The sequence below is a fragment of the Rahnella victoriana genome, from assembly GCF_004330295.1.
In the GTDB taxonomy this organism is placed as follows: domain Bacteria; phylum Pseudomonadota; class Gammaproteobacteria; order Enterobacterales; family Enterobacteriaceae; genus Rahnella; species Rahnella victoriana.
Genome location: NZ_SJOJ01000004.1, coordinates 222,847 through 239,845, shown reverse-complemented (window position 1 = coordinate 239,845; position 16,999 = coordinate 222,847). Strand labels below are relative to the sequence as shown.

The following is a 16,999-nucleotide window of genomic DNA, read 5'->3' as shown; positions in this document are numbered from 1 at the left end:
CTGTCTGTGATTTCACGGTAAACATCCATGTTCCGGCCCCGGAACACATGGGTTCAGGGCGCGCACGCTGTGCGCCACACGCCCTGAAAGCTTCACCGTCTGTTATTTCACATCGGCATCTTCAAAGCTGAAGGCCGTATCCGGCATCACATAAAAGCCTGTCAGACGTTTATTATTGGCAGACACCAGACGTTCCGTCACCAGGAAGGCCCACGGCGCATCGGTCCAGATTTGTTTCTGGGCATCGGCGTACAGTCTGGCTTTCTCGGTTTTGTCGGTGGTTTTCAGCGCATCCGACAAGTCTTTATCCACCTGCGCATTGCTGTAGAACGCCGTGTTGAACTGCTTCGGCGGCGCGGCCTGCGTGGAGAACAATGGCGACAGCGCCCAGTCTGCTTCGCCGGTAGAGGCTGACCAGCCGGTATAGAACATACGAATACCCGCTTCTTTCTGCCCGACGTTCTCAACCTGTGCGGCACGCTGCGCGGCGTCCATGGCGGTCACGGTGACTTTGATGCCCACCTGCGCCAGTTGCTGCTGAGTGAACTGCAACACTTTCTGCGCGGTGCTGTTGTTATGCGATGACCACAGCGTGGTGGTGAAACCGTCCGGATAACCGGCCTCTTTCAGCAAGGCTTTGGCTTTTGCCGGATCATACGGCCAGGGTTTGAATTTCGCGGCGTATTCGATGCCCTGCGGCAACGGCCCTTCTGATGGCACCGCGTAACCGGCAAACGCGACTTTGATCAGCGCCTGTTTGTTGATGGCGTAGTTGATCGCCTCACGGACTTTGACGTTATCGAATGGCTTTTGCGTCACGTTAAAGCTGATGTAACGGTGCAGGATTGACGGCGCAGCCACCAGATCCAGTTTGTCGTTTTTCGCCAGCAGCGCAGCCTGCTCGTAAGGTACCGGGAAGGCCAGATCCGCTTCGCCGGTTTGCAGCATGGCCGCGCGGGTATTGTTATCGACCACCGGACGCCAGGTGATGGTGTCGAGTTTCGGCTCGCCTTTTTTCCAGTAGCCGTCAAATTTCTTCACTTTCACGAAGTCAGTCTGGTTCCACTGATCCAGCGTATACGGGCCGGTACCGACCGGATGGAAGCCGATATCTTTACCGTATTTGGTCAGCGCCGCCGGGGAAATGATCACCGCAGACGGATGCGCCAGAATGTTGATGAACGCCGAGAACGGGGTTTTCAGCGTAATTTTTACCGTGGTGTCATCCACCGCTTCGGTGCTGGCGATATTTTTGAACAGGTTGTAACGCTTGAGATGGCTGTCCGGGTTGCTGGCGCGATCAAAGTTAACCTTCACCGCAGCGGCGTTGAAATCAGTGCCGTCCTGGAATTTAATGCCCGGATGCAGTTTGATGGTGTACACCAGACCGTCCTGACTGACGGTGTAGCTTTCCGCCAGCACATTCTCCAGCTTCATGTTTTTATCGAAGCCAAACAGTCCCTGATAGAAGGATTTGGCAACCGCCTGTGACAGCGTGTCATTGGCGTCGTAGGGATCGAGCGAGGTGAAGTTAGAGCCTACGGCGACCACCACGTCTTTGGCTGCCCACGCAGAAGCCGAGGCCAGCGAACCGAAAACAGCGGCAGCGAGCACGGCCTGACGGACAACGTTCTTACCTTTAGATTTCTGCTGATTCATGTCAGTTCCTTTTCCTGTCTTACCCGTTTGTCTTGCTAAGAATTGACGGCTCAAAATAAGCCGTCAGAAAAATCAGTAAATACCCGCGATACTGTGCCGTGCGACGAAATGCCCTTCGCCAACTTTCACCAGCGGTGCCACCAGCGGGTCATCATTGAGCGCACGGATCGGGCTGGGGACTTCATCGACCAGCAGCGCCTGTTCCTTGCGCTTATGCGCCGGATCGGCAACCGGCACCGCCGCCATCAGTTTGCGGGTGTAAGGATGTTGCGGGCTTTCAAACACCGCACGCCGCGAGCCGATCTCCACAATCTGCCCGAGATACATCACCGCCACGCGATGGCTGATCCGCTCGACCACTGCCATATCGTGAGAAATAAACAGAAATGCCAGCCCGAACTCTTTCTGCAAATCCATCAGCAGGTTGATGATTTGCGCGCGGATGGAGACATCCAGCGCGGAAACCGATTCGTCGGCAATCACCACTTTGGGATTGAGCGCCAGTGCGCGGGCGATACAGATGCGCTGGCGCTGGCCGCCGGAAAACTCGTGAGGATACCGCTGCGCGTGTTCCGGCAGCAGCCCGACTTTTTCCAGCAACCAGGCCACGCGGGCTTCCGCTTCTGCGCCTTTTGCCAGCTTGTGAACCAGCAGCGGCTCCATGATCGAATAGCCCACCGTCAGGCGCGGATCGAGCGAGGCGTAGGGATCCTGAAAGATAAACTGAATATCGCGTCGCAGATGTTGCAGTTCGCTGCCGCCGATATCCGTCAGCGTCTGGCCGTTAAAGGTGATGGTACCGCCCTGACTTTTCACCAGTTTCAGCAGCGAGCGGCCGGTGGTGGATTTCCCGCAGCCGGATTCCCCGACCAGCGCCAGCGTCTCGCCGGGATGCAAATCAAAGCTGACTTTTTCCACCGCATGAACACGGCGGGTGACGCGGTTAAATATGCCGCTGCGCAGGTCAAATCGCGTCACCAGATCTCGCACCTGTAAAATCGGCGGCACGCCCGGCGTCAGGGTGTTTTGCACCAGTTCCGGGTCGCTTTCTTCCTGCTCCGGTAAAGGAAAACGCGCAGGCAGCGGTTTACCCGCCATCGACCCCAGTTTCGGCACCGCAGCCAGTAACGTGCGGGTATAGGGCTGTTGCGGTGAGTAAAAAATCTCACTGACGCGACCGTTTTCCACGCTGTTGCCCTGATGCATGACCAGCACCCGGTCAGCGATTTCGGCCACCACGCCCATATCGTGCGTAATGAAAATCACGCCCATCTGCATCTCTTTTTGCAGCACGCGGATCAGTTGCAGAATTTGCGCCTGAATGGTGACATCCAGCGCCGTGGTCGGTTCGTCGGCAATCAGCAGCGCGGGTTTGCAGGAAAGCGCCATGGCGATCATCACCCGCTGACGCATGCCGCCGGAAAGCTGATGCGGGTAGCTGTCGAGAATATTGCGGGCTTCGGGAATACGCACCAGATCCAGCATCCGTAACGCTTCGGCACGGGCAGCGCGGTGATCTTTATTCTGGTGCAGACGGATCGACTCGGCGATTTGTTCACCCACCGGAAAAACCGGATTGAGCGAGGTCATGGGTTCCTGAAAAATCATCGCCATGTCTGCGCCGCGCAGGTTACGCATGGCAGGTTGCGAGGCCGCCATCAGATCCACCACTTCACCGTTACGGCGACGAAAATGCATCTCGCCCTGGGAAATCTGGCCGCCGCCCTGCTCTACCAGACGCATCAGCGCCAGCGAGGTGACGGATTTTCCGGAGCCGGATTCCCCGACGATCGCCAGCGTTTCGCCGCGTTTCACCTGAAAACTGAGTTGATTAACCGCCGGGATCACCTGACCTTCATGCGCAAATTGCACACTGAGCTGACTGACAGCCAGCACGTGGTCGGGGGGCAGAATAAGAGAAGGTTTCATCGGGCTGTTCATGCGCGGTAAATGCTGACGACGGGCGCGTCGCCCACCCGTGCAAATCCACGGTACATGCCTTCGCTGTTGAACGGCAGTTCCACGTTGCCAAACTTATCTACCGCAATCATGCCGCCGCTGCCGCCCAGAGGCAGCAGTTTTTCCTGCACGACTTTACGTGTCGCCTCTTCAAGAGAAAGACCGGCGTATTCAATCAGCGCGGCGACGTCATAGGCCGCCACCGTGCGCATAAACACTTCGCCGGTGCCGGTACTGGAAATCGCCACGGTATTATTGCTGGCGTAGCACCCGGCACCAATGATCGGCGAATCGCCGACGCGTCCGGCCTGTTTGTTGGTCATGCCGCCGGTGGAGGTCGCTGCCGCCAGATTACCCAGCGCATCCATTGCCACCGCGCCCACGGTGCCAAATTTACGTTCCGGATCGAGCGGATCATCTGACACAGCCGCATTCAGCGTTGCGCCGTCATGATCAAGCATCACGCCCTGATCAGCGGCAATCGCCCGTTGCAGCTGGTCATAACGTTCCTGCGTGAAAAAGTAGTCCGGGCCGACCATTTCCTGTCCGTTTTCGCGGGCAAAGGCTTCCGCCCCCGCGCCGGTAAACATCACATGCGGACTGACTTCCAGCACTTTACGGGCAGTCAGGATCGGATTGCGGATATGATTGACACAACTTATCGCACCGGCATCCAGCGTGCGGCCGTCCATAATGCAGGCGTCAAGCTCATGCGTTCCCTGATGTGTAAAAACAGCGCCTTTGCCCGCATTAAATAACGGGCACTCTTCAAGCAGACGCACCGCTTCGGTGACCGCATCCAGTGCACTGCCGCCGGCGGCCAGAATCGCCTGTCCGGACGCGACTATTCTCTCCAGTTCGGCTAAGTAAAGTCGTTCTTTTTCAGCGCTCATTGCCGCGCGGGTAATCGCCCCTGCACCACCGTGGATCGCAATAACCGCCCGCTTCTTGTCCGAAACGGAAGCCGCTGAATTATCAGTAGAAAAACTCATTAGCGCTGCACCTTTCGATGTTGTATTTATGTATAGGAAAATGTTGATCTGTTTTTGACTATATTTAGCCCGCTACAGTATGTAAAGCAGAAATGTCGCGCCATCAAAAGGTCGCTAATTGCTTAGATTGTTTAGGAAAAACAAATGCTGCAATTGAATATACTCGCGGGACAAATGACCAAAGAACAGCAATAATAAACGTCTTAACTGCGGATAAAAGCACCTCTGGATAAGCTTTCCGTGGCTTTTTTATTTTCTCTTTTTAGGAAATCAGTTTATGGAAACTGTTTATAACCGCCGTCGGATTAATGTGATCTCATGGCTTAGCTATTTCTTTACCGGTGGACTGGTTTCCACTCTGGGCATTGTGATCGGGCCGGTGGCCACCGCGTTTAACAAAGATCCGGGCTTTATCGGCCAGATGTTCTCTCTGATGAACATCGGCCTGTTCCTGCCAATTATGATCAGTGGCATCCTGATGCGTAAGTTTGATCTGGGCAAACAGCTGATGACCGGCTCGTTTATTTCCGTGCTGGTGTGTATCGCGCTGTTCATCATGCCGTCGATTACGCTGTTTGGTGTGGGCGTGTTCCTGATTGGTGCCACGGCGGGTCTGATGATGTCTATCGGCAGCTATCTGGTGGTGCGTATCAATGACGATCCGAAAAAACGTTCCGCGAACTTAATCTTCACCGACTTCTTCTTTGCGCTTTCTGGTATGACGCTGTCGCTGGTGCTGGGTTTCCTGTTTAAACATGGTGCAAGCTGGCTGGCGATGTACGGCATCATGGGTGTACTGAGCCTGCTGATGATTTTGCTGTGCGCAGGTCAGAAATTCCCAAATGTGCCGCAACCGGTGAAAAACGAATCCACGCACAACGTGGCGAAAGAGCCGTGGGGCATTGCGGTCTTCTTCCTGTGTATCGCGCTGTTTGCTTTTGTCTTCACCGAGCTGGTCTTCACGTTGTGGATGCCAAGCTGGCTGCATGAGCATTTCAGCATGGAAACTGACCGCGCCGCGATTTACATCACCACGTACTGGATGGTGAAAGCGATTGGCCTGTTCCTGAATCAGTTCACCGTGCGTTTCGTCAAACTGCGTACTTTCCTGCTGATTTCCGTGGTTGTCGGTATGGCAAGTCTGGCGGTGCTGACCACCAGCAACTCGCCGTCTCTGGTGCTGTTCGCGGTCGGTCTGTTCGGTTTCTGTAACTCCGGGATGTTCTCCGGTCTGATGAGCTACGGCAGCCTGCAGGTGAAAAACTCCCCGCCAACGCTGACTTCCGCGCTGCTGACCACCAGTTCCGTCGGCACGCTGATTTTCGCGTCCTTCTCCTCCTTCATCTACAACGAATACGGTCTGTTCTGGGCGCTGAACATCGCGACCATTTCCTATGCGTTGCTGGTGCTGATGGTGGTGCTTGCCAGCCTGAAGAGCAAGGCAGAGAAGATTAATCACGAAGTCACCGCGCACTAAAAAACGCTATTTGAGTACTAAAAAGCCGACCGTATTTTTGCGGTCGGCTTTTTTTGTGTTCATCCGATCGATAATATATATACTTTGAAACAACATTATCATCGAATATTATTTAATCCTCTGTATTCATCGCGTTAACGCCTTCATATTACACATTCGTAAACATCTAAAATTAAGCATTCCTTAATATACAATTAATAACCTTATTAATAAAACTGCGTAGAATGTCCTGCAGACTCTTTAACAAAAATCCTGACAGGACTTTATATAAAATGGACAATGAACCTAGAAAATGGAAAACATTTGCATTTAGATTAATAAAACTGACCCCTTTGGCAATATCTGTCTCTCTGGCAAATTACGCGCTTGCAACAGATATTAGTGATAAAGATGAATTTGGCAATGTGACAAATGCACCTATTTTTGATATCAGCGGAACCGCCCCCTTTGACCTTTCTGCCGAAGGGTATCTTGATGGTATCAATGCCACTACCTGGTCGGAAGGTTCCAATGTCAGTATTCCCGCCTTTTATATTCATGATGGCGGCACGCTGACACAGTCTGTCGCGGCCCCGGTGACGATTACCACCCATGGCTCGTTTACTGAAGCCATGCTCATTTCCAAGGGCGGAAGCGTTAATTTACTCGGCCCGCTTATCGTCAATACTTATGGAGAAAGTATAGGCATTATTATGAAAGGTGCAGGAACCTCTTTCCTTTCTACAAATGATGTCACTGTAAATACCTATAATAACAGCACCCCCGCATTCACAGTGAATGATAATGCCACCGCGACGATTGCTGGCACTCTGAATATTAATTCAATGAATAATGGCTCTGATGGTCTGGTTATCCAGAATGGGGCAATGGGCACCATCAATAAAGTCAATATCACAACTGCGGGTGACTTTTCAGAAGGCATTATTTTAAACAACATCAATCCCAGCCTGCACAAGAGAAACGACGTTCTTATCACGGGAAGTGGTAGCGCAGTGACCACCCACGGTAAGCATACCAACGCCTTATATGCTGAAGACAATGGATTTATTCTGTTTTCCAATGACGCGGTAATTACCACCACTGGCGAGGGTTCGCGGGCGATTTATTCCACCCGCAATGGCGGTGTGTTAATGAACGGCGGTTCTGTTAATACAGAATATGCAGGCAGCACGGCCATCGAAAGCAATCAAAACAGCTACGTCACCTTAGTGGACACCGATGTCCATTCCGCAGGCGCAGCGATCAGCTCAAACGAAAACTCTGTTGTCTCGGTGCTCAATGGCACTATCAGCAGCGGCAATACCACCAGCGGCATAGAAATCAGTCATCAGGGGAAAGTTCATCTTAATCAGGTGATAATGGAAAATACGCAATCGGATAAACCGCTGGTTGACCTGATCACCTCCTACGATACGCCGGACTATGCCTTTGGTGGCGCGCTGAGCCTCAAAAACTCTCAGCTTACCGGCAAAACTCAAGGTGTGCATGCCAGCGAAGGCGACTGGGCCGTTACCCTCGATAACAGTACTCTGACTGCCGCCGATGCCTTTGTTGTCGCCGGAAGCAATGCCAGCCAGATTGCCAACCTGTCGGTCGATGCCAGCAACGGCAGCATCATTAACGGTAACCTTATTGCACTAAGCGCCGATGAAGATCCAATCGCCAGCCAGCTCACGCTCAATTTGCTTAATTCAACCTGGCAAGGCAGTGCAATAAATGGCGCGGCGCTGACGTCTGCCCCTGCCGGTACGATTAATATTGATGCGCAGGACAGTCAGTGGCTGATGACCGGTTCCTCCCGCATTGACTCTCTTAACATGAATAACGCCAGCGTCCGGTTTTCCGATCAAGGTGATTATAAAACGCTGGAAATGCAAACTCTGTCAGGCAACGGTACGTTCTTTATGAATACGTCGCTGGAACAGGATGCGCAGGGAAACAGTGCCGGCGATTTAATTCACGTTACCGGCAACGCCTCCGGGCAGTTCGGATTAAATATCTCCACGTCGGGTACGGCAGCAGAGACCATTAACGACGGGATCCGGGTCGCTCAGATTGATGATGCCAGCCGCCATAATGGCTTATTCAGTCTGGAAAATAGCGTCAGCATAGGGGCTTACGACTATTACCTTTTCGAAGGCAGCAAAGAGGCGACCGGCGATAATAATGACTGGTACCTGCGCGCGGAAATTCCAACACCTGACGTCCCGGTTCCCGATGTCCCGGTTCCTGATGTTCCAACGCCAGATACTCCGACTCCGGATATTCCTGTGCCTACTCCGGATACGCCTGAAACATACCGTGGCGAAATTCCCGGCTATATCGCGGCACCTTATCTGAACCTGTATTACGGCATGCGTATCGCGGGAACCTTGCATGAACGCATGGGCGACACCGAAGCTTACGGCAAAGGCTATAACAACCCGTCATGGGCGAGAACCGGCGGCGAGCACACCACTTTTGACGCAGGCCGTTTTGATTACGACAGTGATTACTGGTTTGCACAGTTCGGGACCGATCTGTATCAGGATGAGCTGAAAAACGGCACGCGGGTCCACGCCGGTATCATGGCAACCCTGGGTAATCAAAGCACTGACACGCAGGATCAGGTGCGCACCCTGGCCGGTAAACGCGCTGACGCCGGATCAGTGCGCAGTGATGCGTATAGTCTGGGTGGGTATTACACCCGTTATGCACAAGATGGGGCTTATATCGATCTCGTCGGCCAGTTCACCTGGTATCGCAATCAGTATGACAGCCTGCATGACGCGAAACAGGACAGCTACGGCGCGCTGCTGTCTGCGGAAGCGGGAAAACCTTATACGGTCAGCACCAACTGGAAAATCGAACCTCAGGGTCAGATAATTTATCAGTATCTGAATGCTGAAGATTTCAGCGATGAGATTTCTGATATTTCCGGTGTGTCTGTCAATCAGGGCACTGCGCGCGCCGGGCTGCGTTTGTTCCGTGATCAGGCTGAAGATAAAGCCAGTGAAAAATTCAAACCTTATCTGACTGCCGATGTACTGAGTAATTTCTCAGACTCACCGGATATCAATGTCGGCGGAACCGATATCAGCACCACGGATTTCTCCGATCAATACTGGCAGACCGGTGCAGGCATGACGGCACAACTTGCGCCAAATACCTCAGTGTATGCTGATGTGAAATACGTCAAAGGTTTTGACGGCGATATGGAAGGCTATGTCGGCCATATTGGTATTCAGGGACGGTTCTGATCCCGGCCAGTAGATCCAGCGCATAAAAAAGGGAAGGCATTAAGCCTTCCCGTTTCTTATTCTGCTTACGCAATCAAAGTTGCGGGCAGCGCTGCAAACTGTTTAGCCAGGATGTTTCAGGCTGAGCGGCCAGACGACGCGCGCGTCCATGACGGCGTAAAATCAATCCCTTGTCCTGCATTTCACTCAGATCGCGTCTGATCGTTTCAAGACTCACATCCAGCGATTGTGCCAGTTCGCTAACCTGTAACACTTCATGTTGTTCTACCAACTGAAGGATGGCCTGATGGCGATTTTTTTTAAGCACCGGTTATTCCTGTTTGTATGACAGTTGTGTGACGGTGGTCACAAATAACGGAAACTATGATACCTGCGTTACATTGTTAATTTTGGGATCGATCTCAATTTTTCACCAATCCCCGCGAATTTTTTACGCCTTTCGTGATTTTTGGTTCGCTGCGTTTCTCTGTCATACTATGCGGATGCTCCACTTCCCTGCCCGGCTCCGGTGAAAATACCCGCACAGCCGGGATGAACCACTAAGGAATTTTCATGGAATTCAATACTGCCGGTTTGATCTCACTTGACGAGGCGCTGGCTAAAATGCGCGCCTTTGTGCCAGCCAGTAACGCTCAGGGTGCCGAATCCTTACCACTCGCCACAGCCGCAGGCCGCATCACCGCCACACCAGTGCTTTCGCCGGTTTTTGTGCCACCTTTCGATAACTCGGCAATGGACGGTTACGCCGTACGTTGCGACGAATTACATGACGGCGCCGTGTTGCCGGTCGCGGGCAAAGCGTTTGCCGGTGCACCTTTTCACGGCGAATGGCCTGCCGGAACCTGTATCCGTATCATGACCGGTGCGCCGGTGCCTGCGGGCGCTGATGCGGTGATCATGCAGGAACAGGCAGAAGTGTCTGACTCGGGCGTACGTTTCACCGCCAATGTGGTGAAAGGCCAAAACATCCGCCTGACCGGTGACGACATCAAACAAGGCGACAGCGTGTTACCTGCCGGTGTGCGTCTCGGCGCAGCAGAATTGCCGCTGCTGGCATCTCTGGGCGTGACTGACGTTAACGTGTGGAAACCGCTGAAAGTGGCCGTATTCTCCACCGGTGATGAACTGCAACCCGTGGGAACGCCTTTGCAGGAAGGTCAGATTTACGATACCAACCGTTTCGCCGTCCGTCTGATGCTGGAACAACTGGGTTGTAGCGTGCTGGATCTGGGCATTATCCGCGACAATCCACAGGCCTTACGTAAAGCCTTCGAAGAAGCCAATGACTTTGCCGATCTGGTCATTTCCAGCGGGGGAGTGTCGGTCGGTGAAGCCGATTACACCAAGCAGATGCTGGATGAGCTGGGCGAAATTGGTTTCTGGAAACTGGCCATGAAGCCGGGTAAACCTTTCGCCTTCGGTAAACTGAAAAATAGCTGGTTCTGCGGGCTGCCGGGCAACCCGGTGTCTGCCGCGCTGACCTTTTATCAGCTGGTTCAGCCTTTTATTGCACAACTCTCGGGTCATACTGCCTGGCAATTCCCGCCGCGCCTGAAGGCAAAAGCGGTGACACCACTGAAAAAATCGCCGGGCCGTCTCGATTTCCAGCGCGGTATCTTCAGCACCAATGGAGAAGGTCAGTTAGAAGTGCGCACCACTGGTCATCAGGGTTCGCACGTGTTCAGTTCGTTCAGTCAGGCCAACTGTTTCATCGTGCTTGAGCGCGAACGCGACAACGTGGCCGCAGGCGACATCGTTGAAATCGAACCCTTTAACGCCCTGTTGCGGAGCTGAATATGCCTCAACTGCCGGAACTGACGGACGCTGAAACCCTGCGTTATAACCGCCAGATCGTTCTGCAAGGGTTTGATTTTGACGGTCAGGAACAGCTGAAAGCCAGCCATGCGCTGATTGTCGGGCTGGGCGGTTTAGGCTGCGCCGCCGCGCAATATCTGGCGGCAGCAGGCACCGGCACATTAACCCTGCTGGATTTCGATACGGTGTCGCTCTCAAACCTGCAACGCCAGACGCTGCACACCGATGCGCGGATCGGCATGGCGAAAGTCGCCTCCGCCGCCGTGGCACTGGCAGCAATCAATCCGCATATCCGCTTAAATCAGGTGAATGCACAGGCGGATGACGCCTTGTTGCGCGACCTGATTGCCGCCTGCGATGTGGTGGTGGATTGCACCGACAACGTCACGACGCGCAATCAACTAAACAGTGAATGTTTCGCGCAGAAAAAACCACTGGTCTCCGGCGCGGCCATCCGCATGGAAGGCCAGCTCAGCGTATTCACTTATCAGCCGCAGGAACCTTGCTACCGTTGCCTGAGCCGCCTGTTCGGTGAAAACGCCCTGACCTGCGTGGAAGCAGGCGTCATGGCCCCGCTGGTCGGCACCATCGGCAGTTTGCAGGCGATGGAAACCATCAAGCTGCTGACAAAATTCGGCGAGACTCCGCGCGGCAAACTGCTGATGTTCGACGCCATGACATTACAGTTCCGCGAAATGAAACTGATGAAAGACCCGCATTGTGAAGTGTGCGGGGAATGATGAATCAGTAAATTCAGACACAAAAAAACCGCCTTTATCGGCGGTTTTCTATTTTTTATGGCACCCAAAACAATTCGCAAAATCATTCGCGTTGTATCAAGGCGGCAACTGCACGAATCCCCGGGAGCTTACATCGGTAAGTGACCGGGGTGAGTAAAGGCAGCCAACGCCGAGACAACGCGAAGGATGCAGCGAATTAACTGTTGATGCCCTGACTACGCAGGTAGTCTTCATAATTACCGGAGAAATCGATGACGCGCGTCGGGGTCATTTCCAGAATACGCGTTGCCAGCGAGCTGACAAACTCACGGTCGTGGGAAACGAAGATCAGCGTACCTTCATACATTTCCAGCGCCATGTTCAGCGATTCGATGGATTCCATATCAAGGTGGTTGGTTGGCTCATCCATAATCAGGATGTTTGGACGCTGCATCATCAGTTTCCCGAATAACATACGACCTTTTTCACCACCGGAAAGCACTTTCACTTTCTTCTTGATATCGTCCTGACCGAACAGCAGACGGCCTAACACACCGCGCACAGCCTGCTCGTCGTCTTTCTCGGATTTCCACTGGCTCATCCAGTCGAACACGTTCAGGGTATCGTCGAATTCGTATTCGTGATCCTGCGCGTAATAACCGATTTTAGCGTTTTCGGACCATTTCACTGAACCGCTTTCCGGCTCATGCTCACCGACCAGCGTTTTCAGCAGGGTCGATTTACCGATACCGTTGGCACCCAGAATCGCGACTTTTTCGCCGACTTCCAGCATCAGGCCGAGGTTTTTAAACAGCGGACCGTTGTCGAAACCTTTGGTGATTTTTTCCACTTCCAGCGCATTACGGAACAATTTCTTGTCCTGCTCGAAACGCATGTAAGGGTTCTGACGGCTGGATGCTTTGATTTCATCAAGCTGAATCTTATCAATCTGACGGGCACGGGAAGTCGCCTGTTTAGATTTGGAGGCGTTGGCGCTGAAACGGCTGACAAACGATTGCAGTTCAGCAATCTGCGCTTTCTTCTTAGCGTTATTAGCACTGAGAAGTTCACGCGCCTGCGTTGCCGCCGTCATGTATTCGTCGTAGTTACCCGGATAAACACGCAGTTCGCCGTAGTCCAGATCCGCCATGTGCGTACACACCATGTTCAGGAAGTGACGGTCATGCGAAATGATGATCATGGTGCTGTTACGTTCGTTCAGCACCTGCTCCAGCCAGCGAATAGTATCGATGTCCAGGTTGTTCGTTGGTTCGTCGAGCAGCAGGATTTCCGGGTCGGAGAACAGGGCCTGCGCCAGCAACACACGCAGTTTAAAGCCGGGAGCGATTTCGCTCATCGGGCCGTAATGTTGTTCAACAGGAATGCCGACGCCCAGCAGTAATTCACCGGCACGGGATTCGGCGCTGTAGCCGTCCATTTCACCGTAAGCGACTTCCAGATCAGCCACTTTATAGCCGTCTTCTTCGCTCATTTCCGCCATGGCGTAAATGCGGTCGCGCTCTTCCTTCACTTCCCACAATTCGGTGTGACCCATGATCACGGTGTCCAGCACGCTGAATTGTTCGAAGGCGAACTGATCCTGACGTAATTTACCCAGACGTTCGTTCGGGTCGAGGACGACATTACCGCCGGAAGGCACTAAATCGCCACCGAGGATCTTCATGAAAGTGGACTTGCCACAACCGTTCGCGCCAATCAGGCCATAACGGTTACCGCCGCCAAATTTCACGTTAATGTTTTCAAATAACGGCTTGCTGCCGAATTGCATGGTGATGTTGTAAGTACTTAGCACAACGCTCGCTCTTAATTGGGAAATGTGATTTGGCGCGCATTATGCCACAACGGCGCGTCAGGATCGCCTGTAGTTGTGTTCATTTTTCACTCAATAGCTAAAAAAGTGCCTGATGCGCCCGGTGAGAGGGATCTAAAAAGCAAAAACCCGGCATAAGCCGGGCTTTTCAGGACAACCTCTGAAATCAGAAGTTGTAGCCGATCACGCCGTAGTAACCCCAGCCGGTGGACTTCACATCGAAGTTACCGTTACCGAAGTTCAGCTCAGCGCCGTCAGCCCACTGGCCGCCGTTGTGGAAGTAACGCGCCACGAACGAGTAATGCCAGTGTGTGTAGTTCAGCGAGAGGATATGGCTGGACGCGATAGAGTTGTTAGAACGCGCTTTGTTGCCGTTCAGATCACGGAAATCGTCGTCACCCAGTGAGGAACCCCAGTCGAAGTTGGTGAACCCGATGTAGCTCAGGTTGCCGCCCCACAGCTGCGTCAGAGGAACGAAGTATTTCACTTTGAAACGGTAACCGTCCCAGCTGTTTTCGTTTGCTGCGCCGTAGTTTTCCCACTGATATTTGGCATACACGTTCAGAGACAGGCTCATCGGTAAACCAGTATCGATGTCGGTACCCAGACCCATGTACCAGGTGTTCTGACGGTTATCGCTGTCCGGACCCATATCGTAGATATAGTTGTTGGCGAAGTACCATTCTTTGAACGGACCGAAGCTCAGGTCAGTGCCGGTCAGCTTATCGATAGAGAAACGCGGTTCGATTTCCATAAACAGCGGAGAACCGTTTTTATCCCAGATACCGGTGTCGTTGCCATTACCGGCGCCGAAGGTTTTAGGAATATCGATATAGCCGTAGAAATCAAACCAGTCTTTGTGCGCAAACGCTTCATATTCAAGGTAAACATCGTTACGCAGCGTAGGCCCGAAACGGGTATCGGCGCTGCCTACAACGTTAACACTCTGGTGCCACCAGTCAGAAACAAACTCGCCCTTGCTATCATCTGCGAGCACGGTCGCGCTGTAGGACAAAGCCATCAAAGCGCCTGCTGCAATAATTTTATTTTTCATATTTTTACCAGAAGCGGGGGGTGGAACAACGTCTTGCCACTTTCAGACGCTGCATAAAACAAACCCTAAAACTGTGATCCGCAACCGATTGCTGCACATAGTGCAAAAAACCTGCAATTTCCAGTTACTTCCTACAAGAGTTAACTTTTCTTAGCTAATAAATAGATTTGGTCAAGGTTTGTCAATTTGTGTTTCATCCTGATACATCCTCAATGTGACATTGATCACACTTATGTTTCAGTTCGATTTCATTGACGCCCTGACAGAAAAAATGATCTGCTGATAAAATGACCATTCGTTATTTGTCATGGTATAGTTATGACAAATAACGGTGCGGAGGCACATATCATGAATTCAAAAATTACCGGGCTGTCTTCCAGCCCGATGCAACACCCTGTCACACCGCTCTGGCAAACTGCGGGGCTTCCCGCAAGTAGCGGAATTAGTTTAATAAATGCCATCCAAAAAGGATTTCCGGTTGATAGCATTAACCGACTTAATACAGAGCTGGGATGGCCGAAAATGGTATTACTGGAAATCATGGGCATTAACGAGCGCAACTATGCGCGTCGAAAAGCCGGAAACGGATTGCTGAAAAGCGATGAAAGTGAGCGGGTAGCGCGGCTGGTACGCGTGATTGACGCGGCCACGGATTTGTTCGAAGGCGATCGCGTTTCTGCGCTGGACTGGATCACCCGTCCGGCACCGGCACTGGATGGCTCCCGTCCGCTGGAACTGCTGATGTCAGAAGCGGGTGCCGTCGAAGTTAACCGCTTAATTGGTCGCCTGCAGCACGGGGTATTCAGTTGAAGCTGTTTCGCATCATTCAGACTCAACATCTGGCCACGGCCTGGTCTGGTGCGGGCGCGCAGCTGTATGGCGGGCGGTGGAATCCGCCGGGTCGTCCGGTTGTGTATACCACCACCAGCATTTCACTGGCGATCCTTGAAATTCTGGTGCATTTGCAAAACAGCATGCTGATGCGCTCCTACACGCTGCTAAGTATCGACGTGCCGGAGGCGTTACTCGATACCCTTGAGGTGTCGGAACTGGCCGCTGACTGGCGCAGCCCTTCCCCGCCGGACAGCACGCAGCGTCAGGGCGAAACCTGGCTGGTGGAAGGCAGTTATGTCGGATTAAAAGTGCCGTCGGTGATTGTCCCTGCGGAATACAACGTTTTGCTTAACCCGCAACACCCTGCTTTTGCCGCCTTGCTGAGTTCGGTACAACGCGAGCCCATGATGTTTGACCCGCGTCTGCAATAGAAGCGGGTCAACTTATCGTCGCGGGTTATCCGGCTTTTCTGTTGCTGCGGTAAATCAGCACCAGCGCGATAATCAGACACGGGATCGCCGCCAGCCGGTGCCATGACAAGGCAATCAGCGGATTATCCAGCCAGCCGAAATTATCGATCAGCATCCCCATCGCGAGTTGTCCGAGGATCACCGCGACCGTTGCGACTGCCGTGCCCACACGCGGAACCGCAGTCACCATAATGATGATGTACGGCACACCGAATAATGCACCCGCCAGTTGCCATTTCGGCACGGTCAGCAATGTGGCCTGCTGGGGCGTTTGCAGAAATAAAATCAACACCGCCGTGATTGCAGCCCCCACGCTGAAGGTCAGAAACGCGCTTTTCAGTACGCCTACTTTCTCGCCTAACTGTCCGTTTACCGCCGCCTGCATACTCAGCGCAGCCCCCGCCACAATGGCCAGAATAATCATAATCAGTTCAGTCATGGTTCAGTCCCAGGCAATCAAAACAAGTGCGGCAACGATAAACAGCAGCGCCAGCAGACGTTCACCGCCCACTTTTTTATGCGGCGTACCAAACCAACCGTAATGGTCTATCAGCACACTTTTTGCGACCTGTCCGGACAAAATCGCAATCATGGTCATGCCGATCCCAATCACCGGCGTCGCCAGCGTCAGCACCACGACATAGACCGGTCCGAGCACCCCGCCGAGCAATTGCCAGCCGGGTTGCTGGGTGTAAGACGGCGCGTTACGCGGGCTGAAAAACAGCACCAGCAGGCCGGTGAGTACCGCACCCACGCCAAAAATACTCAGCGTGGCCCACAAATGCCCCACTTCCGTCCCGAGAGGACCAATCAGTCCGGCTTCCAGTGAAAGCCCCATCCCCGCCAGGATCACCAGCGGAATTAACATCAGATTCATCATTGCCCTGCTTTGTTTTTTGAGAAGCGGCGACTATAGCGTGACAGAGCTGTGCGAAAAACCGCACAATCAG

Annotated in this window: 14 protein-coding genes; 6 read left to right on the top strand and 8 right to left on the bottom strand. The window is 53.0% G+C overall.

Going from position 1 to position 16,999, the window contains the following annotated elements:
• Positions 1–102 precede the first annotated feature (102 nt).
• The 3 genes from gsiB to EYY67_RS05470 form a co-directional block, all read right to left on the bottom strand.
• Entirely contained in the window at positions 103–1,659 is a 1,557-nt protein-coding gene (gene gsiB / locus EYY67_RS05480; RefSeq protein WP_119822195.1) for a glutathione ABC transporter substrate-binding protein GsiB, read from the bottom strand.
• 72 nt (positions 1,660–1,731) lie between these two features.
• On the bottom strand, positions 1,732–3,600 hold the full coding sequence (gene gsiA, locus EYY67_RS05475) for a glutathione ABC transporter ATP-binding protein GsiA (protein WP_131693007.1): 1,869 nt from the start codon (positions 3,598–3,600) through the stop codon (positions 1,732–1,734).
• Positions 3,597–4,610, bottom strand: coding sequence for an isoaspartyl peptidase/L-asparaginase family protein (locus EYY67_RS05470; RefSeq protein ID WP_131693006.1), 1,014 nt, complete (start codon positions 4,608–4,610; stop codon positions 3,597–3,599). The genes gsiA and EYY67_RS05470 overlap by 4 nt, the downstream gene beginning before the upstream one ends.
• A gap of 277 nt (positions 4,611–4,887) precedes the next feature.
• Here EYY67_RS05470 and tsgA point away from each other — a divergent pair, with 277 nt between their 5' ends.
• Both tsgA and EYY67_RS05460 read left to right on the top strand, forming a co-directional pair.
• Positions 4,888–6,087 carry an MFS transporter TsgA gene (tsgA, locus tag EYY67_RS05465; RefSeq protein WP_095922701.1) on the top strand — a complete coding sequence of 400 codons (1,200 nt, stop codon included), beginning with the start codon at positions 4,888–4,890 and terminating at the stop codon, positions 6,085–6,087.
• A 404-nt stretch (positions 6,088–6,491) separates the two neighbouring features.
• The gene (locus tag EYY67_RS05460) at positions 6,492–9,326 is read left to right on the top strand and encodes an autotransporter family protein (protein ID WP_242675575.1); all 2,835 of its coding nucleotides are present in this window, start codon (positions 6,492–6,494) and stop codon (positions 9,324–9,326) included.
• 73 nt (positions 9,327–9,399) lie between these two features.
• Here the strand turns inward: EYY67_RS05460 and EYY67_RS05455 are convergent, their stop codons facing one another.
• The gene (locus EYY67_RS05455) at positions 9,400–9,633 is read right to left on the bottom strand and encodes a DeoR family transcriptional regulator (protein ID WP_013574728.1); all 234 of its coding nucleotides are present in this window, start codon (positions 9,631–9,633) and stop codon (positions 9,400–9,402) included.
• A gap of 245 nt (positions 9,634–9,878) precedes the next feature.
• Here EYY67_RS05455 and moeA point away from each other — a divergent pair, with 245 nt between their 5' ends.
• Positions 9,879–11,120 (top strand): molybdopterin molybdotransferase MoeA, encoded by a 1,242-nt coding sequence (gene moeA / locus EYY67_RS05450; RefSeq protein WP_119822191.1) that lies wholly within the window; start codon positions 9,879–9,881, stop codon positions 11,118–11,120.
• A 2-nt stretch (positions 11,121–11,122) separates the two neighbouring features.
• Positions 11,123–11,881: a molybdopterin-synthase adenylyltransferase MoeB gene (gene moeB / locus EYY67_RS05445; RefSeq protein ID WP_131693004.1), complete on the top strand. Its 759-nt coding sequence runs from the start codon at positions 11,123–11,125 to the stop codon at positions 11,879–11,881.
• Between the two features lie 196 nt (positions 11,882–12,077).
• Here moeB and EYY67_RS05440 read toward each other — a convergent pair whose 3' ends face one another.
• Positions 12,078–13,673: an ABC-F family ATPase gene (locus EYY67_RS05440; protein WP_013574725.1), complete on the bottom strand. Its 1,596-nt coding sequence runs from the start codon at positions 13,671–13,673 to the stop codon at positions 12,078–12,080.
• A gap of 184 nt (positions 13,674–13,857) precedes the next feature.
• Entirely contained in the window at positions 13,858–14,745 is an 888-nt protein-coding gene (locus tag EYY67_RS05435; protein ID WP_013574724.1) for a nucleoside-specific channel-forming protein Tsx, read from the bottom strand.
• 318 nt (positions 14,746–15,063) lie between these two features.
• On the opposite strand from EYY67_RS05435, the gene parS reads away from it, so the two are divergent.
• A complete protein-coding gene (gene parS, locus EYY67_RS05430) occupies positions 15,064–15,555 on the top strand; it encodes a type II RES/Xre toxin-antitoxin system antitoxin (RefSeq protein WP_341352837.1) in 492 nt (163 codons plus the stop codon).
• Positions 15,552–16,010 (top strand): RES family NAD+ phosphorylase, encoded by a 459-nt coding sequence (locus tag EYY67_RS05425; RefSeq protein ID WP_095922707.1) that lies wholly within the window; start codon positions 15,552–15,554, stop codon positions 16,008–16,010. The genes parS and EYY67_RS05425 overlap by 4 nt, the downstream gene beginning before the upstream one ends.
• A gap of 25 nt (positions 16,011–16,035) precedes the next feature.
• Here the strand turns inward: EYY67_RS05425 and EYY67_RS05420 are convergent, their stop codons facing one another.
• Both EYY67_RS05420 and EYY67_RS05415 read right to left on the bottom strand, forming a co-directional pair.
• Positions 16,036–16,488: a DMT family transporter gene (locus tag EYY67_RS05420; protein ID WP_095922708.1), complete on the bottom strand. Its 453-nt coding sequence runs from the start codon at positions 16,486–16,488 to the stop codon at positions 16,036–16,038.
• 3 nt (positions 16,489–16,491) lie between these two features.
• Complete coding sequence (locus tag EYY67_RS05415; RefSeq protein WP_095922709.1) at positions 16,492–16,926, bottom strand: DMT family transporter; 435 nt, start codon at positions 16,924–16,926, stop codon at positions 16,492–16,494.
• Positions 16,927–16,999: the final 73 nt, after the last annotated feature.

Bases quoted from the DNA above. Each gene is read 5' to 3' on its own strand.
- gsiB (WP_119822195.1), bottom strand. From the start codon at position 1,659: ATGAATCAGCAGAAATCTAAAGGTAAGAACGTTGTCCGTCAGGCCGTG.
- moeA (WP_119822191.1), top strand. From the start codon at position 9,879: ATGGAATTCAATACTGCCGGTTTGATCTCACTTGACGAGGCGCTGGCT.
- gsiA (WP_131693007.1), bottom strand. From the start codon at position 3,600: ATGAACAGCCCGATGAAACCTTCTCTTATTCTGCCCCCCGACCACGTG.
- EYY67_RS05415 (WP_095922709.1), bottom strand. From the start codon at position 16,926: ATGAATCTGATGTTAATTCCGCTGGTGATCCTGGCGGGGATGGGGCTT.
- moeB (WP_131693004.1), top strand. From the start codon at position 11,123: ATGCCTCAACTGCCGGAACTGACGGACGCTGAAACCCTGCGTTATAAC.
- tsgA (WP_095922701.1), top strand. From the start codon at position 4,888: ATGGAAACTGTTTATAACCGCCGTCGGATTAATGTGATCTCATGGCTT.
- EYY67_RS05435 (WP_013574724.1), bottom strand. From the start codon at position 14,745: ATGAAAAATAAAATTATTGCAGCAGGCGCTTTGATGGCTTTGTCCTAC.
- parS (WP_341352837.1), top strand. From the start codon at position 15,064: ATGACAAATAACGGTGCGGAGGCACATATCATGAATTCAAAAATTACC.
- EYY67_RS05470 (WP_131693006.1), bottom strand. From the start codon at position 4,610: ATGAGTTTTTCTACTGATAATTCAGCGGCTTCCGTTTCGGACAAGAAG.
- EYY67_RS05420 (WP_095922708.1), bottom strand. From the start codon at position 16,488: ATGACTGAACTGATTATGATTATTCTGGCCATTGTGGCGGGGGCTGCG.